The organism is Limnohabitans sp. Rim8, from assembly GCF_945901735.1.
Lineage (GTDB): Bacteria > Pseudomonadota > Gammaproteobacteria > Burkholderiales > Burkholderiaceae_C > Limnohabitans_A.
On record NZ_CAMDLM010000020.1, the window covers coordinates 18,418 to 44,703 of the forward strand.

Genomic DNA, 26,286 nt, shown 5'->3' on the forward strand with positions numbered 1-26,286 from the left:
AATCAGAAATTCGAATTGAATTGTAATGTTTTTTCATATTTCTTCCTTTCTCTCAGCGTTTCGTGAACATCGAAAAATGTGTATTTTTTTCTAGGGAGTACAACAAGATGTCTCTCGCAGCGTTATTCAAGATGTTGTACGATAGCGTTTTTTTATGTTGGTGTCCAAACAAAAAAGATCTTAGCTCAAAGTTCGCGCGAACACTTTGTGCCCATTGATTAATTAGTTCGTGCATGATTTCAATGTTCAAAGACAAAAAATTGCATTATTTTGTTTTAAATTATTGGAATTAATTGACTGAGTGGAATTCGGTGCAATCAAAGAAATCCTTACAATTCTTGTGCCTTTAAACGACACTTCATTCAGGAACTGTCAGCGCACAACGGCGATTTGGCCTAGTTGTTATTTTAGGTGTACAAATTCAAAAATACTTTATTCATGTCGCTTTTGTCATCGAAAATGATCATGAAGGGCCGCGGCTTCACAATGCACGAAGAAATTCAAGCGCGGCACCCCGGGCTGGACTGGCAATTTTCCTTAATGCCAGGCAAGCGCCGGGCTTTGAAAAAAAGTGAAGTTGTTGATGACCAGATAGACAGGTTAGAGATGATCAAGGCCAGCATTTGGGCCAAAGTGGAACACCCCTTCAGGGTGTTCAAATACCAGTTTAACTATCGCAAGACTCGGTAGTGGGGTTGATCAAAAACGGTGCAACTGATCACGCTGTTTGGACTGAGCAACTCTTGGATGGTGAGAAAACGAATTATTCAGGCAGCAGCGGTATGAGTGCGCCGGAACCGTAGCCGATTGATTACTAGAAGGGCCAAAGTTGCCACACAAGGGTAAAAAGTCCGTGAAATGGGTGAGTCAGAAGAACGTCATTTCATTTGTTGAACTTTTATCAATCAACCTTGAATTTGAAATGGGAATTTAGAGCTACATTAAAAATAATAATTTTTTTACTCATATTTGGACAACAAGGGAAAATGTTGTGTTGTAAATGTGCAACTTCAAGTGGTTTTTTACTTGAGAAATGAGGAAGTAGCTTCAAAAACCGCCGTAAGTGGCTGTTTTAAATGATAAATTTGTCATAATTCACAAATAAACTTGTTCCAACCGAGACAAACCGTTAAATTCAACTGGTGCACAGGTTTGCTTCCACGAAGACCCTCTGTATGAATCGAAAGGACTTTGGATGAACGCTTGGAATCTCAAGGCTCAAGGGTGCTGGCCTTCAGTGGGTTGGTGTTTTCTGCGCACCTGGGTGCTGTGCCTGTCGATGGGCTTACTGGCGGGGTGTGGTGCCATGTCGGCGGTGACGTCCATGGTTTCTTCCGTCATGGAGCCCAAACCCGCTGCGCCCGATTGGAAAAGTTTGGTGATCACGGCCAACAACGACGCCAACCAAAACAGTCCCATTGCGGTGGATGTGGTTTATATCAAAGACAAAGCCATGGTGACGGCACTGTTGGCCACTTCTTCAAGCAAATGGTTTGCCACACGGTCGGATTTGCTTCGCTCATTTGGTGATTCTGTTGAGATAAGCAGTTTTGAGCTGATGCCAAGCCAGTCCATTCGGTTGGACGCAAAGGCGCTTGCTGGCAACTTTGCTTTGGCGGCACTTGTTTTTGCCGATTACCCCACCCCCGGTGAGCACCGAGAGCGTTTGCAAATGGCCTCCCCAGGGTATGTGCTTCAACTGGGCGCCAAAGGCTTTCAGGCTTCAGAAGTGAAGAAGCCCTGACCGGGCGCTTTTGGCCAACCATTAAACGGATTCTCAAAGTGACATTCAAAGAACCCCCTCCTGAACGCATTCAATGGCATGAGGGCATGTTGCTCAGTCCTCAGCACTTTCAACAAGAAAGCGCGCGTGTGGACGCGTTGCTGGCTTGGCATGGCTTGATTGCCAACCCCTATGGCTGGGGTGTGCGCACGCTCGAGATTGACCAAGGCCTGCTGGCCACGGGCTTGCTGCGGGTGACGGCGCTCGATGTGGTGATGCCCGATGGGACCGCGGTGGTTTTGTCGGGCAGCCATTTGGCGGGCGGCTTGGAGTTCGATTTGTTGCCATTTTCCGAATCGCTGGAGCAGGGCCCCATGGGGGTGTACCTGACCATGGGGCGGATTCGCTCGATGCGCGACCCTGGTCAGCCTTCGCGTTTCAGGGCGATGAACGCACTGCCCGTTGAAGACGAAGTCTCTGAAGCCTTGCCCGTGGATGTGCCGCGCATGTGTGCCAATTTGGCCTTGATGGCGGGTGATGTGCCGCCGTCGGTGCTGTTGCACTTGCAAATTTTGACGGTGCAAAAAGACAACGAGGTGTTCAAGTTGGGCACTTACATGCCCGCTTTGCTGGAAGTATCGCCTGGCAGCCTCTTGAAAAGCCGTGCCCAGATATTGGCAGCTCAAATGCGCAGCAAGGCAGCTTTTTTGGCCAAGCAGACGGCGGTGCCGTCGTCGCGCATCGAGGACCGGTTGAACATGCTGGAGCAGCGTGAGCGTTTGGCGCATTTGTCGTCGATGCTGCCGTTGCTGGAAGCGGTCTTGCGTTCCCCTGTCATCACACCTTATGCCCTGTTTTTGGCCCTGTGTGCCCAATTGGGGGGGCTGTCCATGCTGCGTCCAGGGGCGGTGCCCTTCATGCCGCCGCCTTGGGACCATGCAGACCCTTGGGGTGTTTTTGAGCCCCTTTTGCAGTCCATTGAGGATTCGGTGGGCGAGGTCAGTCAAGACTGGCGTTCCCGCGTATTTGGCTTCAAAGAGGGGGCATTCTCCCTCGACATGGACCCGCAATGGTTGGGCAAAACCTTGGTGATCGGTTTGCGAGGGCCGTCAGAGCGCGAGTTGGTGAATTGGATGGCCGGTGCTGTGATCGGCTCGGAAACGGTTTGGACCTCATTGAGCGACCGCCGTGTGCTGGGCGCGGCTCGCCAGCGCATTGAAGAGGCCCCCGAATTGGGGGTGCGCTCGAGTGTGGGCTACACCTTGTTCAGCATCGATGTTTCAAGCGACACCATTGTGGCGGCGCAGGCCTTGGTCATCAGCAACGCCAATGAATCGCGTTCTGCCACTCGGCCTCAAGAACTGGTTTTGTTCACCAAAGGATGAGCCACATGAACACCCCTTGTTTTTGGAGAGACATCGCCCATGGCTGATTCCGCCTCTGTTGCAGTGATGGGGGAGTCGGTTGATCTGGCGACCACCCATTTTCGACTTTTCTACAGTGAAATTGAGCGTGCGCGTCGCATGGCCTTGCGGGCAACCGAAGTCGATGCAGAGGCGGTTGCGGCCAATCTCAGCAAGCAATTGGTGCAAGTCATCGAGATGCAAACCCTTGAAGTGCGTCGCGTGGGCGGCAAAGCCGGGGTGGACACCGAAAACCAGTCCCGCTTCCTCAAGGCGGTCCTGGCAGACGAGTTGATGCTCAATTTGGATTGGGCTGGGCGCAATGCTTGGAGGCATGTGCTGTTGGAGGCCACGTTGTTTCGCAGCAGTTTGGCGGGTGACAAGGTTTTTAACGAGATTGAGCAAATTTTGTTGGCCCGCGAGTCGGCGCAGCGACGTGCCGCTGCGCTGTACCTGCATGTGCTGTCTCTGGGCTTTCAGGGCCGACACCGTGGCATGCCCGATGGCGCAGAACAACTGGCCGCGTTGCGCCGCGAGTTGTTTCAGTTTGTCTACCAGCGGGCCCCCGATTTGCAAGGCCGCGACCGCGTCCTCGTGGCGCAGGCCTACACCAGCACTTTGTCGCACTTGAAAGCCCAGCGTCTGGGCCGCATCAACCGTTGGACGTTCATCTTTTTGTTATCGCTCTTGCTGCTGCTGGGCTTGTCTGAGCTGTTGTGGCTTTGGCAGTCTTGGCCCATTCGCAAATTGCTGGAAGCGCCAGTGGCCGTTGTGCAGGCGCTTAGCCTGTTGGCAGGCTGAAAACATCAAAGGGTCTTGCTGTGCTGAATTTTTTATCTGACAACTTGGCAATCATGACCCTGCTGGGGCTCATTGTTGTTGTACTGATCCTTTTGGGCGTGGTGGTTTGGGCCGCTGTGCGCGGAGCCGACGAGGCCAAGAAACCCCAAAGCAGCCAAATCGCGCTGTTGAGCGTGGATTCGTTGAAACAGTCTTTTCGCAATGCGGTCGAGTTGATTGAGACCAATGTGGTCTCGCGTGCCGAGCGTTACAACATTCCCTGGGTGTTGGTCATCAATGAAAAAGGCGGCTCTGAAGGCCTGCCCTTGGTGCAGTCGGGATTGCAAAGCGCCCTGAGCGCCGATGCGTCCATGAAGGCCGCGGCCCAGGGCATGACCTGGAACTTTTTTGACAAAGGCATTGCGGTTCAGTTGCAAGCGGAGTCATTGGGTTCGACAGAGGGCGATGATTCAGACCATCGAACCTGGGACGAGTTTCTTGGGCTTTGCCGTGATTACCGGCCTGATCGGCCATTTGATTCGGTGGTGTTGTCGGTTTCGGCCCATTTGTTGTTGCGCGATGACCCACAGGCATTGCTGGAGATGGTGGCCACGGCCAAATCACTGCACCGGCGCTTGTGGTTGGCGCAAAACCGATTTGCGCTGCGGTTTCCAATTTATTTGGTGGTGTCCGATTGCGATCAAGTGGCGGGCTTCTCACGCTTTGCATCGGGCTTGCCAGACGCTTTGAGAAGCAGCATTTTGGGTTGGTCAACACCTTATGAACTGTCGGCACCTTACCAATCGTCTTGGGTAGACGAGGCGATGAATGCGGTTGTCTCTTCTTTGTCCGATGCGTCGGCAGAGATGAGCGCTTTGGAGTTGCCGGGCGAAGACAGCGCCAGTTATTTCCTGCTGCCCAGCGCGGTTGAACGCTTGCGCGGTGGTTTGAAATTGTTCGCCGATGAGTTGATGCGACCCAGCGCGTACCACGAGCCCTTCATATTGCGCGGTTTTTATTTGACGGGCGATTGCAGCGACAGCGTGGTGTTGCGTGCGCAGTCCGAAGCAACGCAGGCCACCGCCTCCGAGCTGGCGCTCGACATGTCGGCCCTGGATGGGGCTGAGCCTTTGAGCGCGCTGGTTGGGCAAGACTGGGGCGTGAGGCCAGCCTTCTTGAAAGACATTTTCGAGCGCAAGGTTTTCGCTGAGACGGGCCTGGTGCGACCCAGCTCCACCCAACGCATGAAGCGGCCAATGATCAACCGCACGGCACGCTGGCTGGGCGTGGGCGTGGTTGGCTTTTGGAGCATTGGACTGGCCTACAGCAGTTTTCGCCTCGACACCCAAGTCAGCGACATGGTGGCGGCCATCTCGCGCATGAATACCAGCGCTGGGCAAGGTGGTTTTAAGCCCTCTGACGCGCCTGCTGATCAACGCCGCGACATGGAAGATTTGTCCTTGTTGGCGCAAATCGACTCGGGCAAATTGGTGTCGTTCTTCATGCCGGGGTCTTTGTCTTATTTCGACCCGATTCAGGATAAATTGCAAGCGCGCATTGAGCAAAGTTTCATGGAGAGTGCCCTCAAGCCTGTGCACTTGGGTTTGGATGCACGCTTGTCTGAATTAACGGGGGTTGCGACGGATCCGTCGACAGGCTTGTTGATTCAAAACGCGCCCTGCACCCTTCCTGCGGGATGGAACGAGCTGGTGGGCAACAAAACCAGCTCTGGACTTTCCGTGGAAGAGCTGGCTGAGTTTTCCGCCACGCTCCAATTCATGACGCGTGTTGAAGCATTGGACCGCGTGTTGCAGGCCAGAGCCAGACTGTCGGATGTGAAACAACGGCCTGCCGGGGCAGACGTAAAACTCATCATGAAAACACTGTTGGGTTTTGATGTTTTGGGTAACGAAGATCGTTTAGCCGCGTTGTTTAGAAAATACGCTGGCAACCTCCCGCCTATCGCTTTAGCGCCCATGCAGGCTGCAGCCAGTTGCTCTTTGGAGCTGTCACTCAAGGCTATCCGTCAAAAATTGTTCGTAGAAAATGATTTGCTGATAACCGAAAATGTGGTCGTTGAGCGCTTAAATCAGCTGGTCGATGGCTCTTCCACAGGCTTGGATACGCAACAGAGCATTCAGTCCTTGAAGTCGCTGCTGGAAGATTTGCAGTTGCAAGATGAGTTGATGACGCCAGGCAAGGGCGTTTGGATGCAAAAATCCACCATGCAATTGGGCAAGGCCTTTGATGACTTGATGCAAAGAGCTCAAACATCTGCATTGATCGGGCCGGAACCATTGGCCAAAATGATCGCGCAGGGCCATGAGCAATACGCCCTTTTTGCCGGAGAGTGGGCCCGCTTGCGTGAGTCAGAAAGTCCCGGTTTAGGCAATGGCTTGGCCTGGTCAGAAAAAGACAACAAATGGGCCTTTTCTCCAGAGAGAGCGGCCTTGAGCAGCAGCCTGGCAGTTTTGCTGAATCAGTCCTACTTGAACACCCCCATTCAGAAAAAGCTGCCCATGGTGGGCACGCAGTCGATGATCAATTGGGATGAGTCCAAGTTAGACAAAGTCTTGCTCATGGCAGACATGCGCAAAAAGTTCCAAACCGACCTGTTGCCCAAATTTCCAGCCGCCGTCAGCTCGGAAATTGACCGCGTGGTCAGGCAAGCGATCTCTGCTCACATGTCCAGCTTGTTGACGCAAGCCATGGTGCCCATGCCCCGAGGCAGCGCCTCGGTTTTGGGCGGAGAGTCAGAACGTAGCCGCTTGAGCCGAATCCAAACGGCTTTGCTGGAGATGGGCAACAAAGCCGCGGCCAATGATTTGCAAGCATTGATGTCGGACGACGCCATGGCGCGCTTGAGGGACTTGGACGACGTGCTGCTTCGCTCAGAGGTTTATCTGGTGCGAGAAAGAGATTTTAAAGGCTGGTTGGGTGAAAAAAATCCCATGTTGCAGGCTTTTGCTGTAGCCGATTCCTTGGCGCTGTCCAGCTATGTGGCCGACCAGCAAAGCCTGTTGGATGGCATGTCCAAGGAAGCTGAAAAATTGTTACCCCTGATTTCGCAGAGCCAGTCCTCAGGCTTGTTGGTCAGGCGCTGGCAAGGCATTGTGAAAGACCTCAAGCGTTACCGCAGCAAGAGTCCGAGCAGCAACCTGTTGGCCTTAGAGCAGTTTGTGCAAGCCGGTGCTTTGGACCTTGAGTTGAAGAACTGTGCCGAAAAGATCAGCGTCAAGCCCGTGGGTCGAAACGACGGAGACATTTTTTCAGAGCGCTTGCAGCAGATGCAAGGCGGCTTGCAACGCCGTTGCGGTGAACTGCGTGCGATCGAACAACAGACGGCTTGGTCAAATTTTGCTGAAGCTTTCAATCGTGATTTGGCTGGAAATTCACCTTTCACCACAGGCACTTTCAATGCGGCCCAAGGTCGCACGGCCGCAGACGCCATCACCATCGCCTCGGTGCTGAAGTTGTATACCCGGGCCGTTCTTTTGTGGCCTGAAAAATCCAAAAACACCAAACCCGCTTACAGTGCTTCTGTTTTACGCAGTGCCGAGCAAATGGAGCAAGTGCGTGCCTTCATGACACCCTTGTTTGAAACGGACGACAACGCCACACCGGGCTATGACGTTTCGATCGAATTCAGGGCCAACCAAGCCAACGAGGTCGACGGCAACAAAATCATCGAATGGCGCTTGACCATCGGCGGTCAGGTGTTGCGCCAACGCGATCTGGCCAAGCCTTTGCGCTGGGAGCCAGGCAAAGACATTGAGCTGTCCATGCGCATTGCCAAAGATAGCCCCACCCAAACCATGCCCGATTTGCTGCAGCCTTGGATGGCAGTGGATGACAAGGTGGTCAGCTACCGTTTTTCTGACCCCTGGGCGCTTTTGAGTTTCATCGCCAAACACCGCGAGCCCACCTCCAGCACGCAAAGAGACAACCGTTCACAGCTGCTGCGCTTTGAATTCCCGGTTTCAACCAAGGGGGCCAGTCCACAGCAAATGCCCGTTGAGTCCAGGGCCAAAGTATTTGTCAAATTGGGCATCAGTCCCGTTGGCAAACGCAATTTGCTGGCTTGGCCCAATGTGTTTCCCGCCACGGTTGCGGATTGGACTTCGCCTTGATGCTGGGCACCGTAGTTTTTAACTTGTCATAGAGGTTTTATGATCAGACTCGTCATATTTGGTAGTTTTTACCGAGGTTTTTGCGTGTTGGACGAGTTTTTATACCGGGGTGCCCGTCACGGCATTGAGGTGGTCGGCGTGGCCACGGACGACCCGACTCAAACCTTCGTCAGCAGGGACAAGCGGCTTTGGCAGTACCCGCATGAAGTGCACGAGGAGTTGATGGTTGAGCAATTGGCGCAAAAACATGGATTGCCGGTTCACAAAGAGCGTGTGAAGACGGCGGCTTTTTATGAACGCTATGAGCAGCAATGGCGTCCGGATATTTGCATTTCGGCCACATTCGGGCAGCGCATCGATCAACGCTTGTTCTCATTTCCGCGTTTCGGATTTTTCAACTTGCACCCCTGCCTCGCCGACCGTTGGCCCTCGATGTACGCAGGCCCCAACCCGTTTCAAGCCTTGAAAGACGATGGCCACACCCATACACAGGTGGCATACCACGCTGTGGATGACGGATTTGACACCGGAAAACTGGTGGCCATGTCTGAACGGATAGGCTTTCCGCCCAACGCCTCAGTGATTGACCTGCACAAAATGACGTCGCCCCTGGTGGCCAAGTTTGCGTTTGAGCAAACCCTCAAGCTGATCGCCTGAATCAAGTGGTGCCTGGCAGGGCGGCCCCATCGGTTTCAGGCGAGTTCAACGCCGCATGCCTACACCTACCCCGGTCAGGAAGGTCAGGGTCAAGGCCAACAGGGTCAGCGCCAAGCTGGCCCACATCAGTTTGCGGTCAAAGACCGCCATGATCAGCGTGCTTTTCAAATCACTGAGTTCGTCGGCGCTGCGTCGAACCAGGCCTTTTGAGGCCAAGGCAATCAGGCCACAGGCGCAAAGGGACGAAACCACGTTGCGCACGCCCGAGCAGATGACCTCGATGGCCAGGAGTGCGGGAAGAATGCCTTCGAGTGGCAAGTCTAAGGCCACCAGCATCACCGAACTGAGCAACACCGGCGCGATGCCAAAAGAGCCCACGCTGACAAAAGCCGCAGTGGCCGCCAACAGCCCAATTTGGACCAACTCCATCGGCGGCAAGGCGTGGTTGTAAACGCGCGACAGGTAAACCCCTAACATGCCAAAAAACAGGGCCTCTCCGGTTCGAAAGAAATAAGGAGAAATGGGGGCCACCAGTTCTGAAATGGCGCGGGTGAACCCCAATTGGTTGCTCATGATCTCGATGTAATTGGGCACTGCTGCCGTGGGCAGAGGCGAGATCATGGAGGTGGTGATGGGCTTGATCATCATTTTCAGCACGGCACTCAAACTGCGCCCACTGAGATGGGCAATCAAAACCAAGATCGAGCCGGTCAGAACGAAAGACAAGCTGAGAAAAGGCCATAAGAATCCGCCAATGGATGCGATGAGTTTGCTGTCGTTAGCGCCCGTCAAGGCCCCCGCAAAAGACAGGGCGGCCAATGGCAGCAAATAGTTGATTCTGTCAATCAACACCTCAAGGGATCGGTAAATCATCTCCAAGGTACCAAAAAATGATTTGGAGTTTGAACCGACTTGTTGGGCCAAGGCAATGCCAAACAAAAGCGAGCCCAACAAAATGGCCGGCACACTGCCTTGGGCTAAAACCATCAAAAGATTGGAGGGCACCAATTCTTGGAGCACGTTGTGCGTGCTGGCTGTTTCTGGTGCGCCGCGCAGACTGATTTCCAGTGCGGGTGCCGCCAAAGAAGTGAATTCGCCCAGCACGGCGCGTTGGCTGTCTGACAAAACTTCTTTGCCCATGAGGGCGGCAGCACCAAAAGAGCCTAACAAACCTGCCAACAATACCGCAGCAAGTCCGGTGATCAAAATGCCAGCCAGCCTGACTGAGGCATTGGGCAGGCTGATCATTTGCTTGAGCCCAAGCACCACGGCCACCATGATCAGAGGGATGGCGCACATCTCCAGCAAGAAAAGATAAACATAGCCCAGCCCTTCCAGCGTGGGGCTGGCTGCGGGCCAAGCATAGCCAAGCAGACCGCCCATGGCCGCACATACCAAGAGAAAGAGCGGGTGCTGCAGGATGCGGGAAGTATTGGAAAACAAAGTGTAATCACACGCCTCAAAGCGGCGTTTGCGACCCGTTGGAAATCTTCGTCACCAGCATGGATACCCGGTCTTTAGAGTTTGAGTGGGGTGGGGCAAATCACTGAAATGGCGGCGCAGCTGCCGATCACATTGAGCGAGGTGCGGAAAATGGTGCAAATCGGATCCACCGCCACAAACAAAATGAAGGCCGCTTCAAAGGGCAGACCCAGGTAAGTACACAACGTGCCCACCAGGCCGACCGTGACCACGCCGGTCATGCCCGCGGTGGCAAAGCCGGCCATGGCGGCCAAGGCCACCAACATCCCCAACTCATTCATGGTGATGCTTCGGCCGTACATGTCGGCAATGAAGAGGGTGGCACAGACAAAATAGGTCACGGCCCCGGCGCGCATCAAAGAGGCGGCCAAGGGCACCAAGAGTTCCACCCGGCTGCGGGTGAAATTCAAACCATTGGTCATGCCATCGATCATGGCGGGCATGCAAGTGGCGGTGTTGTTGGTGGCGACGGCCAGGGCAAAAGCGGTTTTGAGACTGCTGATGACTTTGCCCATGGGCATTTCTGAGCGAAAGCGCAGCACCAAAAGGCAAATCAACAAAAATACCGTCACGATGGCGCTGAAGCTCAGGACAAAATTGCCCATGGCCAAGATGGATTCCAGGCCGGTCGTAGCGATTTGGCTGGCGGACAAGCAAATGAGCACAATGGGCAGGGGGATGTTGATCCATTTGGTCAAGGTTTGACAGGCCCCGTAAATGGTTTCCAGGGTTTGGTTCAAACCATCAGAGATGCGCGTGGGCACTTGACCCGCAGCCATGCCAAACAACAAGGCAAAAATCAGCGCTTTCAAGGTCTCGCCGTTGGCCAGCGAGGCAAAAATATTGGAGGGAATCAACGAATTCATCACGTCTTTGAGGGTGACGTCCTTCTTGGGCTCCTCCAACGTCCGCAAGGCCATCACGGTGTTGTTGCCGTCAGACTCTTTGCCAACGATTTTGCCCAAGGTTTCGCGGTCCAAATCTGACATGTACGAGCCAGGTGATACCGCGTTGGCGGCCACGGTGGACAGCAAGGCCGTGGCAAAAGTGGCTACCAAAAAGACCGTGACCAAACGGCCCAACACCTTGCCTGCACCGCCTTCGCGGAAGAGCTTTTGCAAGCTAAAAATCACAGACGAAACCAAAAAAGGCATCACGATCATGGTCAGCAGGTCGACATAGACGCTGCCAACGACCGACAGGGGTTTGGAAAATTCAGGAAAAAGGGTGCCTAAAAATCCGCCAAAAATCAAACACCCCAACACGGCCCAAGGCGTGGTGGTGATGCCGACAAATTTTTGCAAGGATAACTGCGGTGCGGGAATGGCCGTGCTCATTTCATGGCTTTCATAATGGATTCAATAGAGGGCTTCTCAGCGCGCAGCGAGATGAATTCGTTGAGGAACCCCAACAGGGCACGGTCATTGATGCCGACAGGCATGGCCAGCGAAGACTCCAGGTCGTTGAAGGTGATCGTGCGCAAGGTCAGGGTCAGCTTGGGGTCTTCTTGGAAGACGGTGTTGACCTCGAACTCGTCTCGGTAAGCCGCCACGATCTTGCCTTGCTTGACCGCTTCAACCGCCAGTTCCCAAGTTTTGAAGCGAACCATTTCTGCTTTGGGGAAGTTCTTGCGTGCAAACTCCTCCCAAGACGCACCTGCCAAAACCCCCAAAGTACCGTTGAACTCACGAATGACTTGGGGCGCAGGGCGGTCTTTGGCAATTTTGGCAAAACCCAAACGGTTCACCAACAACGCATGCTTGATGCCCATGTAGGGGATGGTGTAATTGACCATTTTGGCGCGTGCCAAAGTGCGCGCCAGTTTGCTGATGCCAAAATCGGCCTTGCCATCGGCCACCACCTCCACCACTTGGTTAAAGGTTTTGGCACTGCGCTCGTAACGCACGGGAACTTTCAATTCGGCCGCAATTTCATTGACCAAGTCGATGTCAATGCCGACCATGACACCGTTGACTTCAGAGAAAAAGGGCGGCGTGTCGGTGGCCACCATGGCCACAATCAATTCACCCCGATTCAATATACGAGCAATGTCTGGCGCAGCGCGCCCCCCGCCCGGGACGCTGACCAAATAACTGCCCCGAGATTCTGTGGCGGCTGCAGGTTTTTCAGTTGCCGAAGGGGGTTTCTGGGCATTTGCGCTGGCCATGAAGAAGCTCAGCACAAGGGTTAAAACCAGAGAAAATCGCGAGGAAATGAAAATCGCTGGCATATTGGAAAAAGTCATCTTCTTGTGTGCCTTGATAATGATTGGTGGGGGAGCTTCAACTCGTTGAATACTTCAGATTTTACCTCCAAAAACCTGCCTGTTCAACTCAAAAGCATCGCTGATAAATCCATTCATTGAGTAGGTAAATTAGAAATATCTCTGCTCATGCCTTTGCCAGATCCCCCTTCAAACAGCTTGTCGTCACGGCACCCGTAGGCCATTCTCTTGCATGAGCCCGTTTCGCAATTGAATTTGCATGGCGTTTTTGCGCACCTAGATGCTTTCTGAAGGAATATATTGAAATTAAAAATATAACTTAGGTTGTTATATATTTTTAATATAAACATTAAAATATGAATATCAAACTTGACATGCGCTTTGTTACATTGAGGCAAAAATAATTTTGATCATTACGGGTCTTGGATTAAACACTTGAACAAGCAAATCAAATCAAAACCGCTCAGACCCGCATAAGAGGTTGACTTGATGCCTGTCATGGCAGAAAGTGCATGGCTTGATGACGGAATTGTCATCGGCATCGTTGATGTTTCATGGTCCCTGAAAGGGTCACCCAGGGCTTCAAATCCGCTTACTGGACGTGACTTCACCGAAGCGCAGCAAAGAACTGCCCGACTTGCCTGCGATGGCCGAAAGCGGTTTGCCGGTCTACCCGTTTGATTCTGGTTTGGCTTCCTTGGCCCTGCAGGCGTTCCCGCCGATCAAGCCAACCGCATCAACGCGGCAGTCAGCAAGCCGCTCAAACCGCCAATGCTCCATGTCTCAGACAAAGGCGTAGCCGTCCATGGCGATGACGTGGTCGCTGATGCCCCGGAAAAAAGCCTCGGGCTGTGCATCGGGTCCCGCCGCGCCCAATGCGGTGAACAACGGCAGCAGGTGTTCATCCGTGGGGTGGGCACGCTGGCCTGCACTTTGCTGACGGTAAGCGAGAAGACCGGGCACATCACGGGCCGTCATGTGGGTGTGGATCCAGTCGGCAAAGTCCTGCACATAGGCGGGCGTGGCGCCACCTTGCATGCGCACGGCCATCAAATCGCGCAGGTTGTGGGTGATGTTGCCCGATGCCAGCACCAAAATGCCCTGCTGCGCCAAAGGGGCCAGCGCCTGACCCACGCGGTAAGCGTGTTCGGGGCCCAAGTGGCTTTGCACCGACAGGGGCACCACGGGCACTTCGGATTCGGGGAACATCTGGCGCAGCGGCGTCCAGGCGCCATGATCCAGGCCGCGCTGGGCGTCATGCGCCACAGAAAAGCCTGCCGCTTGCAGCGCGCTGACCACCTGGGCCGCCACCTCGGGGCTGCCCATGGCGGGGTATTGCATCTCGTACAGGCGCGGGTCGAAGCCGCCAAAGTCGTGAATGGTCTCGGGTCGGGTGGCAAAGCCCACCGTGGGCACAGCGGTTTCCCAGTGCGGGCTGACCACCACAATGGCGCGCAGGGCGCCCAATTGGGGCACCAGTGCGCTCATGGCCGCGCCTGCGGCACCGGGGTGCAGTGCAAACATGGGCGAGCCATGGGGGACAAACAAAACGGATGAAGGTGTGTGCATGGCGTTGATTTGGTTCTTCCTATTTGGCTCTCAAAATGTGGCTTTGAGGTGCCCGACTTTAGGCCAATGCAACGGACACTTCTCTGTCTGTCTCGGGTTTGACCAACTTGCCGCAAAATGCGGCCACAATTTGCCCATGGCCAAAGGCCTCTATTTTTTTCACCGCCACCCCCTCGAATTCAGGAACACGACATGACCTACCCCAACACCCAACTCTTCATCAACGGCCAATGGTGCGATGCCGAGGGTGGCCGCACCCTGCCCGTGTTCAACCCCGCCACCGGCATCGAAATCGGTCGCTTGGCCCATGCGGGCATCCCCGACCTGGAGCGTGCCGCGCAGGCCGCGCAAAAGGGCTTCGAAATCTGGCGCGACACCCCCGCCAACGAGCGCAGCGCCATCCTGCGCAAAGCCGCCGCGCTGATGCGCGAGTGTGCCCCGCAAATCGCCGAGCTGCTCACACAAGAACAAGGCAAGCCCCTGGCCGAAGCCAAGGTCGAAGCCATGTCGGCGGCCGACATCATCGAGTGGTTTGCCGAAGAAGGCCGCCGCGTGTATGGCCGCATCGTGCCGCCCCGCAACATCAACGTGCAGCAGCAAGTGCTCAAGCAACCCGTCGGGCCTGTGGCCGCCTTCACGCCCTGGAACTTCCCGATCAACCAAGCCGTGCGCAAGATGTCCGCCGCGCTGGCCACCGGCTGCTCCATCATCGTCAAAGCGCCAGAAGAAACGCCTGCAGCCCCAGCCGAGCTGATCCGCGCTTTCCACGACGCAGGCGTGCCTGCGGGCGTGATCGGCCTGGTCTATGGCACCCCTGCCGAGATTTCGAATTACCTGATCGCGCACCCGCTGATCCGCAAAATCACCTTCACCGGCTCCACCCCCGTGGGCAAGCAACTGGCCGCACTGGCGGGCCAGCACATGAAGCGCGCGACCATGGAGCTGGGCGGCCACGCCCCGGTGATCCTGGCCGAAGACGCCGACATCGGTTTGGCCCTGAAGACTGCGGGTGCGGCCAAGTTTCGCAACGCGGGCCAGGTCTGCATCTCGCCCACCCGCTTTTTGGTGCACCACGCCATAGCCGATGAATTTGCCGAGCGTTTTGCCGCGCAAGCCCAAGCGCTGCAGGTGGGCGACGGCCTGACTGCAGGCACCCAAATGGGCCCCTTGGCCAACGAGCGCCGCTTGGCGGCCATGCAATCCATCGTGCAAGACGCCCGCGCCAAAGGTGCCAAGGTGCTGACCGGTGGCGAGCGCATCGGCACCCAGGGTAACTTTTTTGCGCCCACCGTGTTGTCGCATGTGCCGCTGGACGCCGATGTGGTGGTCAACGAGCCCTTTGGCCCCATCGCTGCGGTCCGCAGTTTCGAGAAGATCGAAGACGCCATCGCCGAAGCCAACCGCCTGCCCTTTGGCTTGGCCGGCTACGCGTTCACCAACTCGATGAAAACCCTGCACCTGCTGAACCAACGCCTGGACGTGGGCATGCTGTGGGTCAACCAGCCCGCCGCGCCTTGGCCCGAGCTGCCCTTTGGCGGCATGAAGGATTCGGGCTACGGCTCCGAAGGCGGCCCCGAGGCGCTGGAGGCCTACCTGAACACCAAGACGGTGTCGATCTTCAACGCCTGAAGAAAATGGCCGTGGTGCGCATCCTGGTCACGGGCTTTGAACCCTTTGGCGGGCAAAGCCTCAACCCGTCGTGGGAGGTGGCGCGTGCTTTGAATGGCTTGGCGCTGGAGGGAGCTCAGGTCGTGTCGGTGCAGCTGCCTTGTGTGTTTGTGCAGGCGCTGCCCGCCTTGCAGCAGGCCCTGTCGCAGCACCGGCCCGACATCGTGCTGGCGCTGGGCCAGGCCGAGGGGCGCTGCGATTTCTCGGTCGAGCGCGTGGCCATCAACGTGATGGATGCGCGCATCGCCGACAACGCGGGGGCGCAGCCCATCGATGTGCCCGTGGTGGCTGGAGCGCCGGCAGCCTACTTCAGCACCTTGCCCATCAAGGCGCTGGTGGCGGGTTTGCGCGATGGCGGCTTCCCGGCATCGGTGTCGCAAACGGCAGGCACCTTTGTCTGCAACCAAGTGTTTTATGCCCTGCAGCACGCGCTGGCGGGGCAAGGCGTGCTCAGCGGCTTTGTGCATCTGCCGCTGTTGCCCGAACAAGCCGCGCATTGGAAGGGCCCTACCCTGCCCAGCTGGCCTGCCAGCCTTCAGATCGCGGCGGCGCAGCACGCCCTGAAAGTGCTGGTGGCGCATCGGCAGCAGGGCTTGGGCGATGCGACCATCAGTGGCGGCACTTTGAGCTGAATTGAGGGCGTGTTCCACGCCCATCGCCCACGGGGCGGGCTTCTACAAAGGGGCTGTTCATCAAGGGGGCTGTTCATCAAGGGTACCGCCTGTGCGCCAGAACCCATCACATGCAAACGGGTAGACCTGTCCTCGGGTTTTGGCGTGCCAACGCACAGACGCTGGCTGCAGTTATCACGATCATGAGGCTCTCATAGAACAACAGGAGCCCACATGGACAAGCAAAGCATTTGCCGTTGCGTGATTGCCAGCGTTCTCAGCATCACCGCCTCTTCTTGGGCACAGACTTCGGTCGGGCTGGGCCGCGCCGATTACAAGGACAACTGCGCCAGCTGTCACGGGGCTTCCGGCAAAGGCGACGGCCCAGTGCACTCGTTTTTGGTCAAGCCGCCATCTGACCTGACCACCATTGCGCAACGCCATGGCGGAACATTTCCACAAGAGCTGATGTGGGAAGTGATCGATGGCCGCTGGTCTGGTGAAGGCGGCCCTCATGGCTCGCGCGAGATGCCAGTGTGGGGGAACGAGTTCAAAGCCCGTGCCCTGACCCACCCCAGCGACTCACCACGCACCGCTGAGTGGTCGGCACGCAACCGCATCGTGTCTTTACTCAAATACTTGGAGACGATCCAACAGCCTTGAGTTCAGGCGCCATGCGCTGGTGGGCACGGGCGGCCACCCCCGTGTCGGCAAAAGCCCAGGCCAGCGAGGCCCCCATGCCTTGCAAGGCCGTGCGCACAGCGGCTTGCTCCAGAGCGCAACTGCGTTCGCGCCCCAGCATCTCCAGCGCCCAATCGGGCAGCATCTGAAACGCGGCCCGCACGATCAAATTCACCAAGGGCCGGTCCAAGGGGGCACACGGGTAGTTTTCGATCAGCGCAATCGTCTCTCGGGTGCGCTCGTCCACCCGCAGCTCGGGCCGAAAGGCTTGCAGCTGACTCAAGGCTTGGTGGCGCGTCAGAGGCAGGTCGTGCGCGCCCAGGCGCTCGCCGATGTGCGCCATTTCGGCAAAGTAGAGGTCTTGCCTGTCCGTGCGCAAAGGCTGAAGCGACAGGTCTTGGTAGGCCCGCAAAAAACTGGTGGTCTCGCCCAGGTGCACCCAGCGGATGAGCTCCGGGTCGTTGGCCACATAGGGCGTGCCGTCCGGCAGCGTGCCGCGAATGTGCGCGTGGATGCGGTTAACCCGCTCAATGGTTTGCAAGGCGGCAGCGGTGCCGCCATAGGTGGTGGTGGCCACAAACAAGGCGGTGCGCCCCAAGCGCGCCTGCAGTTGGGTGCGAAAGCTGGAGTGGTCCCACACAGCGGCCAAAGCGCGGGGGTGCAGGGCTTGCAACATGAGCGACGACAAGCCCCCGGTCATCATGGCCACAAATTGGGCGTGCACCTGCCAAGCGGCCGAGTCGGGGCCGAACAGGCCGGGGTCGCCCGCAGGTTGCAAAAAGTCGCGCGCATCGCCCGTGGCCCCGGTCATGGCCCGCACGCGCTGACCCAGTTGGTCCTTGATCTGCGCTTCCAGGTGCGTTTGCAGCTGCGTGCGCCAAGGGGATTGAAAAAATGAAAAACTGGCCATGGCCTGCAGGTTTGGAAAAACCCCAGTGTGGTTCAGCCGGCGCAGTCTTGCAGGACCAAGGGCAATGACCTGGACCGCTGCACCTGCACGCGGTGGCCCTGCTCGAATCCCTTAGCTCAGGGCCGACTGGGTTCGATCCGTTTCAGGTCAAAGCCGCGGTCGTGCAGTTTGCCCAAAAGATCTTGGTAAATGGCCGCAGGGATTTGCGGTGTGCGCGACAAAATCCACAGGTACTCGCGTTTCGGCTCGCTCACCACCACCCATTGGTAGTTCGGGTCCAGGTCGATGACCCAGTAATCGCCCCAGACCAGCGGAATGAACGACAACCATTCGGGGGCAAAGCGCACCTTGAGCCGTGGAGAGTTAGGTCCGCCGATTTGGCGTGCTGCCCCCATCGCCTCGGTCCATTCGCCTTTGTCGGTTTTGCAGCGGTTGAGCACCTGCACCCGGCCATCGGCTTGCAGCGTGTAGGTGGCCTGCGTGCTGCTGGCGCATTTCCTCTGAAACCAGTTCGGGTATTTGGCGATCTCGTGCCAGGTGCCCATGTAGCGCGGCACATCTACCGAGGGCACGGTTTGCAAAGGCGCGGGTTCGGCATGTGCTGGGGCGATGGCCGTGAAGGCGCTCAGGGTCAGGGCCAGCCATCCGCCAGCCATGCAGGTCAGGGCGGAATGAACGGTTGGGAAGGCCCGTCGGTGTGGCGCGTTCAACGGTCGGGTTGCAGGGTTGAGGGTGGGGTTCATGGTGGGGTCCTTTCGGGGGTATCGCAGGGCGTCTGGGCCGCTGCGAAGCAGCTTGCCACAGCGCTCGCACCGGGTCGGTCGGTTACACCACGATCGGGTTCATCGCACCGTCCATGCTCATGCAAATGCCGGTGACGTAACTGGCTTTGATGGATGCCAAAAACAGCACGACGTGGGCTATTTCTTCGGGCTCGGCCATGCGGCCCAAGGGAATTTTGGCGACCGCTTGCGCCATGGCTTCATCGGTGCCGATCCCTTTGATACGCGCATCGGCCACCATGCCTTCTTGCAGGCGATCGGTCAGGGTCAGGCCGGGGTTGACCGCATTCACCCGAATGCCCTGTGGCCCGTAAGCCGCGGCCATACCCGCGCTCACCAACATCAAAGCCGCGTTGGCCGCACCGCCAGGCAAGTGGATGGGGCTAGCCACTTTGCCGCCATTGCCCACGATGTTGACCACCGTGCCCTGGCCGCGCGCAGCCATGCGCTGGATGGTGGGGGTGAGCATGTGGATGGTGGTGAAGTATTTGGCCTGCATCGCATCGGCAAAGGCCTCGGGCGTGAGCTCGGGTGCGGGCGTGCGCTTGGCCGCGCCAGCCGAGTTGACCAACACATCGACCGGGCCAAACGCGGCTTCGGCCGAGTTCAGCGCCGCCAGGGCATGCGCCGCATCGCGCAAATTGGCCGCCACTGTGTGGATGCGCTCGGCCGGAAAATGGACATGCAGTTTTTGCAGGGCATTGTTCAGGTTGGCCGCGTCACGCGAGACCAGCGTGACCTTCGCGCCTTCTTCCAGAAAGGCGTGAGCGCAAGCCAGGCCAATGCCTTTGCTGCCGCCAGTGATCAAAACATGCTTGTCGCTTAGGTGCAGATTCATGGGGGACTCTTCTGATGAAATGACATTTTGGATTTCGTGATTTAAACACCCTTCTTTTTCCTTTGCCCCATGAACACCAAAACCTCTGCCCTGCGTGCGCGTTTGAACCAACCGGGTCTGGTGGTCGCCCCCGGTGTATTTGACATGGTCTCGCTGCGACTGGCCGACAGTTTTGGCTTTGATGCGCTCTACATGACCGGCTACGGCACCGTGGCCTCGCACATGGGCCTGCCCGATGCGGGCCTGGCCACCTACAGCGACATGGTCGGCCGCGTCACCGCCATGGCGGGCATGGCCCGCACGCCGCTGATTGCCGATGCCGACACCGGCTACGGCGGCTTGCTCAACATGCGCCACACCATCCAGGGCTATGAGGCGGCGGGCGCTTGCGCCATCCAGCTCGAAGACCAAGAGTTCCCCAAAAAATGCGGCCACACCCCGGGGCGACGCGTGATCCCCACGGCCGACATGGTACGCAAGATCCAGGTGGCCGTTGACTCGCGCGCGTCGAAAGACTTTTTGGTCATCGCCCGCACCGACGCTCGCACCACGCTGGGCCTCGATGAAGCGCTGCGCCGGGCCGAGGCTTATGCCAAGGCGGGGGCCGACATTTTGTTTGTCGAGTCGCCCGAGACCGAAGATGAAATGCGCCGCATTGGCCAAAGCTTTGACCTGCCGCTGGTGGCCAACATGGTCGAAAAAGGCCGGACCCCGGTGCTGACGAAGCCAGACCTTGAAGCGTTGGGCTACAAGATCGCCATCTTCCCCGTCACCGCCTTGTTGGCGGGTGTACAGGCCATGACGCAGGTGTACCAGCAGTTCAAAGAGACGGGCTCATCTGCCAAGGGCAGCACGCCGCTCTATGACTTCGCCGACCTGACCCGGCTCATGGGTTTTGAAGACGTGTGGGCTTTCGAAAAGCGCTACGCCGAGACCGATTGATTCACCTCTGAAACCACCAGGAGACAACGATGCCCATGAAGACCTCAACCCCCCGCCGCCAATGGCTCAAAACCACTTTGAACGCAGCCCTGATGGCAGCGGCTTTCGGCGGTCTGGCCCTGAGCGCCAGCACGGCTGCTGCGCAAGCTGCTTACCCTGCCAAACCGATCCGCCTGGTGGTGCCCTTTGCCACGGGTGGCGTGACCGACACCAGTGGTCGGCTGATCGCCGAGCAGCTGTCCAAGCGCTTGGGCCAGCAGGTGATCGTGGACAACAAGCCCGGCGCCTCGGGAAACATCGGCACCCAAATGGTGGCCACGGCCGCGCCCGATGGCTACACCTTGCTCTTGGGCTTTGACGGCACACTGGTGATCAACCCGCATGTGTTTCCCAAAGTGGGTTTTGACACCGCCAAAGACTTCGCGCCGATTGGCAAGATCGGTGACGCCATTTTGATTTTAGTGTCGCACCCCGGTGTGCCCGCCAAGACACTGCAACAAGTGATCGCTTTGTCCAAAACACAATCAGGCGGTTTGTCGTACGGCACTTCCGGCACAGGCGGCACGCCGCACATCGCCGGCGAATTGCTCAAGCAGCGCACCGGCGCCAACCTCACCCACATCCCCTACAAAGGCGGCGGTCAGGCCATGATCGACGTGATGGGCGGCTCCATCCCGCTGGTCTACACCGCCGTGGCGGGTGCCATTCAACACGTCAAGGCGGGCAAGCTGCATGCGGTGGCGGTGTCCAGCGCGCAACGCGCCCCGTCCATGCCCGATGTGCCCACTTTCATTGAAAGCGGCGTGGCCGATTTCGACATCAACTCCTGGGTCGGCTTGCTGGCCCCGGCCCAAACACCCCGGGCGATTGTGGACAAGCTCAACACCGAGCTGAACGCCGTGCTGAACGACCCCGCGGTGCGCGAGCGCCTGAACACCCTGGGCATCACCGCCAGCCCAGGCGGCCCTGAGCGCTTTGGCCGCGACATGGCGCGTGACTTGTCGCGCTACGCGGCGGTGGTCAAAGCGGCGGGCATCAAGGCCGAGTGATTCAGCCCTGCAGCCCTTTGACCAGGGGCTGCGCCAGCCGCTCGCCTTCTTGCACCCAAAAGGCCGGGTCGGCGTTGCGGATGCGGCCGATGGCGTTGCCCATGTGCGCGGCGGCGGCTTGCCGGGCCTGCACAGGATCACCGGCCCGCACGGCCTGCAAAATGGCCTGGTGCTCGCTGCGCACAGCGGCGGCAAAGTCGCCCCGCCGGGCCTCGTTGGCCCGCGTGACCTGGGTGGCCCCGTGCAGGAACTGGCTGAGGTAGCCCAAGGTCTGAATCAAAAAAGGGTTGTGTGTGGCCTCGGCAATCGCCCTGTGGAAATGCACGTCTTGTGCCACACCATCGCCGCCCGACTGGACGGCCTGTTCCAGAGCCTGGACCGATCGTTCGATGGCCAGCAGGTCGCTGGCGCTGCGCCGCTCGGCCGCCAGCGCCGCCGCCTCGGCCTCCAAGGCGCGGCGCACCTCCACCATCTGAATCACGGCCTCTTGTGATGCGGCTTGCCGGGCTTCGAACTGCAGCGGCGCAAAGGGCAGTTGCTGTCTGACAAACACCCCGCTGCCCTGGCGCGAATCCACCAGACCCAGCGATTTGAGGCGCGACACCGCCTCACGCACGACGGTGCGGCTGACGGCAAATTGCTCAACCAAGCGCGCCTCGGTGGGCAACTTGTCGCCCGGCGCCAGGCGGCCCTGCTTGATCTCGGCGCTCAGTTGCTCCGCCACCTGGTCGGACAGGCGTGCGCCACTGGAAACGGGGGTGAAGTGCGGGCCCATGGATTTGTCATACAAAAAACAAAACCAAGCATAACGGGCAGTGCGGCGGGGTGCTGTCAACAAGGTGTCGTTGGGCGTTGGGCGTTGGGCGTTGGGCGTTGGGCGTTGGGCGTTGGGCGTTGGGCGTTGGGCGTTGGGCGTTGGGCGTTGGGCGTTGGGCGTTGGGCGTTGAGCGTGCAACCCACCACGCTGAACGCTGAACCCTCAACACCAAACGCCATTAAAATTACGTTTAGGTAAACTGATTTATCAATGGTAAATTACGGCCTGGGCACCGCAGGGTGCTTTTTGACCATTCTGGAGCTCGCACATGGGTGCTAACGTCAACCCGATTTATCCGTACAAGTCGCCTGCCGACCTGATGGCCACGCCGCCGCAGCGCAAAGCCTTGATCGTCATTGGCGCGGGGCCTGTGGGCTTGGCCGCGGCCATCGATGCCCGCTTGCAGGGGCTTGAGGTGCTGGTACTGGACGACGACAAGACCGTGTCAGTCGGCTCGCGGGCGGTTTGCTACGCCAAGCGCTCGCTGGAAATTCTGGACCGCTTGGGCATTGCCGACGAGGCCTGCGGCTTGGGCGTGAGCTGGAACATTGGCCGCACTTTTTTGGAAGAAGACGAGGTGTACCAGTTCAACTTGGTGCCCGACGCCGGTCACAAACGCCCCGGCATGATCAACTTGCAGCAGTACCACGTGGAGGAAATGCTGATCGCCCGAGCGCTGGAGCTGGGTGCCGACATCCGCTGGCAGCACAAAGTCACGGCCGTCACGCCCCACGATGCGCACGCCACGCTGACGGTGGAGACGCCCGAAGGCACGTTCGACATCGAAGCCGATTGGCTGGTGGTGGCCGACGGCGCACGCAGCCCCGTTCGCCGCCACCTGGGCCTGGACATCGAAGGCCGGGTGTTCCAGGACCGCTTTTTGATCGCCGACGTGATCATGAAGGCCGACTACCCCGCAGAGCGCCGGTTCTGGTTTGACCCACCCTTTCACCCCAACCAAAGCGTGCTGTTGCACAAGCAGAGCAACAACGTTTGGCGCATCGACTTTCAGCTGGGCTGGGACGCCGACCCCGAAGAAGAAAAGAAGCCCGAAAAAGTCATCCCACGCCTCAAAGCCATGTTGGGCGATGACCGGCCGTTTGAGCTGGAGTGGGTCAGCATCTACACCTTCCAATGCCGCCGCATGACCGACTTCCGCCATGGCCGCGTGCTGTTCGCAGGCGACGCGGCGCACCAAGTCTCGCCGTTTGGCGCACGCGGAGCCAATTCGGGCTTTCAGGACGCCGACGATTTGATGTGGAAGTTGGCGCTGGTCATCAAGGGCTTGGCCTCGGACAAATTGCTCGACAGCTACGCCCACGACCGCCAGTTTGCGGCCGATGAGAACATCATGAACTCGACGCGCTCGACCGACTTCATCACGCCCAAGAGCCGCACCAGCAAGACCTTTCGCAACCAAGTGCTGGCGCTGGCCAAGCACCACCCGTTTGCGCGCAAGCTGGTCAATTCGGGTCGCCTGTCGGTGCCCTCTTTCTTGACTGGCTCGGTGCTCAACACGCCCGATGCCGACGCGTTTGAAGGCAACATGGTGCCCGGCGCGCCGATGGACGATGCGCCCGTGCAGGTGAACGGACAAGATGCTTGGTTGCTCAACCAAGTGGGCAAGGGTTTTCAGGTCATGTTGTTTGTGGATGCGCCGCTCTCGCCCGATGTGCTGGCGCAACTTCCGGATGTCTCTTGTCATGGTGCGAGCACGCCCCTGCGCGCGATTGCTTCTCCCATCAAGCCAACAATTCTCATCGTCGCCCCAAGCCCCTTGAACATCCCCGGCATGAACGTCATCGTCGACACCCAAGGTCTGGTGGCCAAACGCTACGACGCCCAACCCGGCACCACCTATTTGCTGCGCCCCGACCAGCATGTGCTCGCCCGCTGGCGCACCCTGGACAGCGACCGGCTGCAAGCGGCCATGGCCCGTGCCTTAGGCCAAGTGGGCGAACACGCCTGAACCGAAGTGAGAGCCGACATGCCCACCGACACCCCCACAGCCCTCAAAACCGACCCCAACTTCCATGAAGCCGATCGCCGATTTTTTCGCGACTTTTCACCGGGTGACGAGTTTTACGAAAACTTGATCGACGCCCACAACGGCTTGAGCGACGAACAAAGCGAAGCGTTCAACGCCCGCTTGATTTTGCTGTTGGCCAACCACATTGGCGACTTGCGCGTGCTGCGTGAGGCCTTGCAAGCCGCCCGCCAAACCGACTGAGCCCACAGACAAGCCAAAACAAATACCGGAGACCTCCATGAAAATTGACCGCATCCACCACGCCGCCTACCGCTGCAAAGACGCCAAAGCCACCGTCGAGTGGTACGCCAAAAACCTAAACATGGATTTCGTGCTGGCCATCGCCGAAGACTTGGTGCCCTCCACCAAGGCTCCTGATCCTTACATGCATGTGTTCTTGGACGCGGGTGGCGGCAACGTATTGGCCTTTTTTGAGCTGCCCAACTCCCCCGAGATGGGCCGTGACGAAAACACCCCCGCCTGGGTGCAGCACATCGCCTTCAAGGTCGAGAGCCTGCAAGCGCTGGAAGACGCCAAGGCTCGCCTGCAAGCCAACGGCGTGGAGGTGTTGGGCCCGACCAACCACACCATTTTCAAGAGCATCTACTTCTTTGACCCGAACGGCCACCGCCTGGAACTGGCCGCCGACGTGGGCACGCCCGAGATGTACGCCCAGCTCGACGCGTGCAAATGGGACATGCTCAACGAGTGGGCGCAAACCAAACGCGCCCCCAAACACGCGGCCTGGATGCACGAGGCCGAACTGCCAAGCTGAAGGCTCTCAATGCCGCCGGTCGCGGCGCATGCCCCACTGCGCGGCCGCCCCGACCAACGCAAAGCCCAACATCATCCAACCCAAGTTCACCGCGCCTTCGTGCGGCACCAAGCCCACCAGGTAGCCGGCGCTGGCCCCGGTGAGTTGCTGCATCAGGCCCGCCACCGCAGCGGCCGAGCCTGCCAGCGCGGGCAACACGCCCACCGTGCCTGCCAGCGTGGGTGGGTTCAGCAGGCCATGACCCAAGCCCAAAAGCAACAAGGGCAGGGCCACGGCCAGCGCCGTCTGCACGCCAGCCAAGCCCAGCGCCAGCATCACCACCAAGCCGCCCAGCGTCAGGGCTTGGCCCCAGGCCATGACGCGCGATTCGCCTGCTTGCGCGATGAGGCGCGAAGTCATGAAATTGCCCAAAATGTACGAAACAGGCACGGCCATGATGAACCAGCCAATGCCGTCCGGCCCGATGCCGTAGCCCTTGAGCACGATGGGTGCGCCTGCCAGGAAAGCGTAAAACGTGGCGGTGGTGGCCGCCAGGATGGCGACGTAAAGCAAAAAGCGCGGCTCGCGCAGCAAGCGCGCATAAGCGCTGAGCATGGCCCTTAGCCAGTGGCCCGTTGCAGGCACGGTTTGGGCCCCACGCGGCAAGCCCAGCCACGCTGCCACCAAGAGCAGCACGGCCAAAACAGCCAGCAACGTAAAGTTGGTTTGCCAGCCGTAACGCACATGGATATGCCCGCCAATCAACGTGGCCAAGGGCGGGCACAAGCCCAGCGCCATGCCGATGTAGGCCATGACCCGCGTGCGCTGCGGCCCAACAAACAGGTCTTGCACCATGGAGCGGCTGACCACCATGCTGGCGGCGCAGCCCGCGCCTTGCAGCACACGGGCGGCAATCAGTGTGGTGATGTCGGTGGCCAGCGCGGCCATGACCGAGGCCAGCCCCGCGACCACCAGCCCCAGCATCAGGATGGGCTTGCGCCCATACCGATCCGACAAGGGGCCGTACACCAACTGCAGCGCCCCGTAGGCCACCACGTAGCCGCTGAAGGTCAGCTGCACATCGGCTTGGGGGGTGTCAAAAATCGCGCCCCACTCTTGCATGGAGGGCAGGCACAGCGTCATGGCCAGCAGGCCAAAGGCGATTTGTGCCAACACGTTGGCGATCAGCCAGGGGCTGTGGGCGGCCGTTTCCTGGGTCCCAGGCGCGCTGGCCATG

23 protein-coding genes and 1 pseudogene are annotated in these 26,286 nt (G+C 58.4%); 14 read left to right on the forward strand and 10 right to left on the reverse strand.

The genetic code is table 11. The features are described from left to right. Positions 1 to 594: 594 nt before the first annotated feature. Positions 595 to 786 (forward strand): annotated as a pseudogene (locus tag Q0O99_RS10970) (IS5/IS1182 family transposase); the annotation flags it as partial. Between the two features lie 432 nt (positions 787 to 1,218). On the opposite strand, the gene Q0O99_RS10975 reads toward Q0O99_RS10970, so the two are convergent. Beyond that, complete coding sequence (locus tag Q0O99_RS10975) at positions 1,219 to 1,386, reverse strand: hypothetical protein (protein WP_293751325.1); 168 nt, start codon at positions 1,384 to 1,386, stop codon at positions 1,219 to 1,221. Between Q0O99_RS10975 and Q0O99_RS10980 the strand changes: the two genes are divergently transcribed. The 5 genes from Q0O99_RS10980 to Q0O99_RS11000 are packed head-to-tail and all read left to right on the forward strand — an operon-like array spanning position 1,379 to position 8,693. Beyond that, the gene (locus tag Q0O99_RS10980) at positions 1,379 to 1,744 is read left to right on the forward strand and encodes a hypothetical protein (protein WP_293751327.1); all 366 of its coding nucleotides are present in this window, start codon (positions 1,379 to 1,381) and stop codon (positions 1,742 to 1,744) included. The two genes, Q0O99_RS10975 and Q0O99_RS10980, sit on opposite strands and share 8 nt — an antisense overlap. A 38-nt stretch (positions 1,745 to 1,782) precedes the next feature. After that, complete coding sequence (gene tssK, locus Q0O99_RS10985; protein WP_293751329.1) at positions 1,783 to 3,108, forward strand: type VI secretion system baseplate subunit TssK; 1,326 nt, start codon at positions 1,783 to 1,785, stop codon at positions 3,106 to 3,108. Positions 3,109 to 3,147: 39 nt separating this feature from the next. Next, on the forward strand, positions 3,148 to 3,927 hold the full coding sequence (locus Q0O99_RS10990) for a DotU family type IV/VI secretion system protein (protein WP_293751331.1): 780 nt from the start codon (positions 3,148 to 3,150) through the stop codon (positions 3,925 to 3,927). Positions 3,928 to 3,980: 53 nt separating this feature from the next. After that, positions 3,981 to 8,036, forward strand: a complete 4,056-nt coding sequence (locus Q0O99_RS10995) for a type VI secretion system protein (RefSeq protein ID WP_293751333.1) — start codon at positions 3,981 to 3,983, stop codon at positions 8,034 to 8,036. A 39-nt stretch (positions 8,037 to 8,075) separates the two neighbouring features. Next, a complete protein-coding gene (locus Q0O99_RS11000; RefSeq protein ID WP_293751334.1) occupies positions 8,076 to 8,693 on the forward strand; it encodes a formyltransferase family protein in 618 nt (205 codons plus the stop codon). A 45-nt stretch (positions 8,694 to 8,738) separates the two neighbouring features. Here the strand turns inward: Q0O99_RS11000 and Q0O99_RS11005 are convergent, their stop codons facing one another. From Q0O99_RS11005 to Q0O99_RS11025, 4 genes are all read right to left on the reverse strand, one after another. Then, positions 8,739 to 10,136 carry a dicarboxylate/amino acid:cation symporter gene (locus Q0O99_RS11005; RefSeq protein WP_367185243.1) on the reverse strand — a complete coding sequence of 466 codons (1,398 nt, stop codon included), beginning with the start codon at positions 10,134 to 10,136 and terminating at the stop codon, positions 8,739 to 8,741. A 74-nt stretch (positions 10,137 to 10,210) separates the two neighbouring features. Continuing rightward, the gene (locus tag Q0O99_RS11010) at positions 10,211 to 11,512 is read right to left on the reverse strand and encodes a cation:dicarboxylase symporter family transporter (protein WP_293751336.1); all 1,302 of its coding nucleotides are present in this window, start codon (positions 11,510 to 11,512) and stop codon (positions 10,211 to 10,213) included. Next, on the reverse strand, positions 11,509 to 12,186 hold the full coding sequence (locus Q0O99_RS11015) for an ABC transporter substrate-binding protein (RefSeq protein ID WP_293751338.1): 678 nt from the start codon (positions 12,184 to 12,186) through the stop codon (positions 11,509 to 11,511). Before Q0O99_RS11015 ends, Q0O99_RS11010 begins: the two co-directional genes overlap by 4 nt. A gap of 996 nt (positions 12,187 to 13,182) precedes the next feature. Beyond that, a complete protein-coding gene (locus tag Q0O99_RS11025) occupies positions 13,183 to 13,968 on the reverse strand; it encodes a class III extradiol ring-cleavage dioxygenase (protein WP_293751341.1) in 786 nt (261 codons plus the stop codon). A gap of 192 nt (positions 13,969 to 14,160) precedes the next feature. On the opposite strand from Q0O99_RS11025, the gene Q0O99_RS11030 reads away from it, so the two are divergent. From Q0O99_RS11030 to Q0O99_RS11040, 3 genes are all read left to right on the forward strand, one after another. After that, on the forward strand, positions 14,161 to 15,597 hold the full coding sequence (locus Q0O99_RS11030) for an NAD-dependent succinate-semialdehyde dehydrogenase (RefSeq protein ID WP_293751343.1): 1,437 nt from the start codon (positions 14,161 to 14,163) through the stop codon (positions 15,595 to 15,597). Between the two features lie 5 nt (positions 15,598 to 15,602). Continuing rightward, the gene (gene pcp / locus Q0O99_RS11035) at positions 15,603 to 16,268 is read left to right on the forward strand and encodes a pyroglutamyl-peptidase I (RefSeq protein ID WP_293751345.1); all 666 of its coding nucleotides are present in this window, start codon (positions 15,603 to 15,605) and stop codon (positions 16,266 to 16,268) included. 213 nt (positions 16,269 to 16,481) lie between these two features. Further along, positions 16,482 to 16,910, forward strand: a complete 429-nt coding sequence (locus Q0O99_RS11040; RefSeq protein WP_293751347.1) for a c-type cytochrome — start codon at positions 16,482 to 16,484, stop codon at positions 16,908 to 16,910. Here the strand turns inward: Q0O99_RS11040 and Q0O99_RS11045 are convergent. The 3 genes from Q0O99_RS11045 to Q0O99_RS11055 form a co-directional block, all read right to left on the reverse strand. Beyond that, positions 16,879 to 17,838 carry an oxygenase MpaB family protein gene (locus tag Q0O99_RS11045; protein WP_293751349.1) on the reverse strand — a complete coding sequence of 320 codons (960 nt, stop codon included), beginning with the start codon at positions 17,836 to 17,838 and terminating at the stop codon, positions 16,879 to 16,881. The two genes, Q0O99_RS11040 and Q0O99_RS11045, sit on opposite strands and share 32 nt — an antisense overlap. Before the next feature lie 116 nt (positions 17,839 to 17,954). Continuing rightward, entirely contained in the window at positions 17,955 to 18,494 is a 540-nt protein-coding gene (locus tag Q0O99_RS11050) for a lipocalin family protein (RefSeq protein WP_293751501.1), read from the reverse strand. Between the two features lie 169 nt (positions 18,495 to 18,663). After that, entirely contained in the window at positions 18,664 to 19,458 is a 795-nt protein-coding gene (locus tag Q0O99_RS11055) for an SDR family oxidoreductase (RefSeq protein WP_293751350.1), read from the reverse strand. A gap of 69 nt (positions 19,459 to 19,527) precedes the next feature. On the opposite strand from Q0O99_RS11055, the gene Q0O99_RS11060 reads away from it, so the two are divergent. Next, positions 19,528 to 20,400, forward strand: a complete 873-nt coding sequence (locus Q0O99_RS11060; RefSeq protein ID WP_293751351.1) for an isocitrate lyase/PEP mutase family protein — start codon at positions 19,528 to 19,530, stop codon at positions 20,398 to 20,400. 92 nt (positions 20,401 to 20,492) lie between these two features. Next, positions 20,493 to 21,449 (forward strand): tripartite tricarboxylate transporter substrate binding protein, encoded by a 957-nt coding sequence (locus Q0O99_RS11065; protein ID WP_293751503.1) that lies wholly within the window; start codon positions 20,493 to 20,495, stop codon positions 21,447 to 21,449. Position 21,450: 1 nt separating this feature from the next. On the opposite strand, the gene Q0O99_RS11070 is transcribed toward Q0O99_RS11065, so the two are convergent. Next, on the reverse strand, positions 21,451 to 22,224 hold the full coding sequence (locus tag Q0O99_RS11070; protein ID WP_293751505.1) for a FadR/GntR family transcriptional regulator: 774 nt from the start codon (positions 22,222 to 22,224) through the stop codon (positions 21,451 to 21,453). A gap of 310 nt (positions 22,225 to 22,534) precedes the next feature. Between Q0O99_RS11070 and Q0O99_RS11075 the strand changes: the two genes are divergently transcribed. From Q0O99_RS11075 to Q0O99_RS11085, 3 genes are read left to right on the forward strand one after another with little or no spacing between them, the layout of a single operon-like run. Then, complete coding sequence (locus tag Q0O99_RS11075; RefSeq protein WP_293751353.1) at positions 22,535 to 24,235, forward strand: FAD-dependent oxidoreductase; 1,701 nt, start codon at positions 22,535 to 22,537, stop codon at positions 24,233 to 24,235. Between the two features lie 18 nt (positions 24,236 to 24,253). Beyond that, complete coding sequence (locus Q0O99_RS11080) at positions 24,254 to 24,496, forward strand: DUF2783 domain-containing protein (RefSeq protein ID WP_293751355.1); 243 nt, start codon at positions 24,254 to 24,256, stop codon at positions 24,494 to 24,496. Positions 24,497 to 24,533: 37 nt separating this feature from the next. Continuing rightward, positions 24,534 to 25,070, forward strand: a complete 537-nt coding sequence (locus tag Q0O99_RS11085) for a VOC family protein (RefSeq protein WP_293751357.1) — start codon at positions 24,534 to 24,536, stop codon at positions 25,068 to 25,070. Between the two features lie 6 nt (positions 25,071 to 25,076). On the opposite strand, the gene Q0O99_RS11090 is transcribed toward Q0O99_RS11085, so the two are convergent. Continuing rightward, a complete protein-coding gene (locus Q0O99_RS11090) occupies positions 25,077 to 26,285 on the reverse strand; it encodes a Bcr/CflA family efflux MFS transporter (RefSeq protein ID WP_293751359.1) in 1,209 nt (402 codons plus the stop codon). Position 26,286 lies beyond the last annotated feature (1 nt).

What these genes read in the sequence shown, in the direction of transcription:
- Q0O99_RS11065 (WP_293751503.1), top strand. Translation starts at nt 20,493, where the DNA reads ATGGCAGCGGCTTTCGGCGGTCTGGCCCTGAGCGCCAGCACGGCTGCT.
- Q0O99_RS10990 (WP_293751331.1), top strand. Translation starts at nt 3,148, where the DNA reads ATGGCTGATTCCGCCTCTGTTGCAGTGATGGGGGAGTCGGTTGATCTG.
- Q0O99_RS11060 (WP_293751351.1), top strand. Translation starts at nt 19,528, where the DNA reads ATGAACACCAAAACCTCTGCCCTGCGTGCGCGTTTGAACCAACCGGGT.
- Q0O99_RS11015 (WP_293751338.1), bottom strand. Translation starts at nt 12,186, where the DNA reads ATGGTGGCCACCGACACGCCGCCCTTTTTCTCTGAAGTCAACGGTGTC.
- Q0O99_RS11075 (WP_293751353.1), top strand. Translation starts at nt 22,535, where the DNA reads ATGGGTGCTAACGTCAACCCGATTTATCCGTACAAGTCGCCTGCCGAC.
- Q0O99_RS11010 (WP_293751336.1), bottom strand. Translation starts at nt 11,512, where the DNA reads ATGAGCACGGCCATTCCCGCACCGCAGTTATCCTTGCAAAAATTTGTC.
- Q0O99_RS11080 (WP_293751355.1), top strand. Translation starts at nt 24,254, where the DNA reads ATGCCCACCGACACCCCCACAGCCCTCAAAACCGACCCCAACTTCCAT.
- Q0O99_RS11030 (WP_293751343.1), top strand. Translation starts at nt 14,161, where the DNA reads ATGACCTACCCCAACACCCAACTCTTCATCAACGGCCAATGGTGCGAT.
- pcp (WP_293751345.1), top strand. Translation starts at nt 15,603, where the DNA reads ATGGCCGTGGTGCGCATCCTGGTCACGGGCTTTGAACCCTTTGGCGGG.
- Q0O99_RS11085 (WP_293751357.1), top strand. Translation starts at nt 24,534, where the DNA reads ATGAAAATTGACCGCATCCACCACGCCGCCTACCGCTGCAAAGACGCC.
- Q0O99_RS11045 (WP_293751349.1), bottom strand. Translation starts at nt 17,838, where the DNA reads ATGGCCAGTTTTTCATTTTTTCAATCCCCTTGGCGCACGCAGCTGCAA.
- Q0O99_RS11050 (WP_293751501.1), bottom strand. Translation starts at nt 18,494, where the DNA reads ATGGCTGGCGGATGGCTGGCCCTGACCCTGAGCGCCTTCACGGCCATC.
- Q0O99_RS11000 (WP_293751334.1), top strand. Translation starts at nt 8,076, where the DNA reads ATGATCAGACTCGTCATATTTGGTAGTTTTTACCGAGGTTTTTGCGTG.
- Q0O99_RS11090 (WP_293751359.1), bottom strand. Translation starts at nt 26,285, where the DNA reads ATGGCCAGCGCGCCTGGGACCCAGGAAACGGCCGCCCACAGCCCCTGG.
- Q0O99_RS11055 (WP_293751350.1), bottom strand. Translation starts at nt 19,458, where the DNA reads ATGAATCTGCACCTAAGCGACAAGCATGTTTTGATCACTGGCGGCAGC.
- Q0O99_RS11070 (WP_293751505.1), bottom strand. Translation starts at nt 22,224, where the DNA reads ATGGGCCCGCACTTCACCCCCGTTTCCAGTGGCGCACGCCTGTCCGAC.
- Q0O99_RS11040 (WP_293751347.1), top strand. Translation starts at nt 16,482, where the DNA reads ATGGACAAGCAAAGCATTTGCCGTTGCGTGATTGCCAGCGTTCTCAGC.
- Q0O99_RS10995 (WP_293751333.1), top strand. Translation starts at nt 3,981, where the DNA reads ATGACCCTGCTGGGGCTCATTGTTGTTGTACTGATCCTTTTGGGCGTG.
- Q0O99_RS11025 (WP_293751341.1), bottom strand. Translation starts at nt 13,968, where the DNA reads ATGCACACACCTTCATCCGTTTTGTTTGTCCCCCATGGCTCGCCCATG.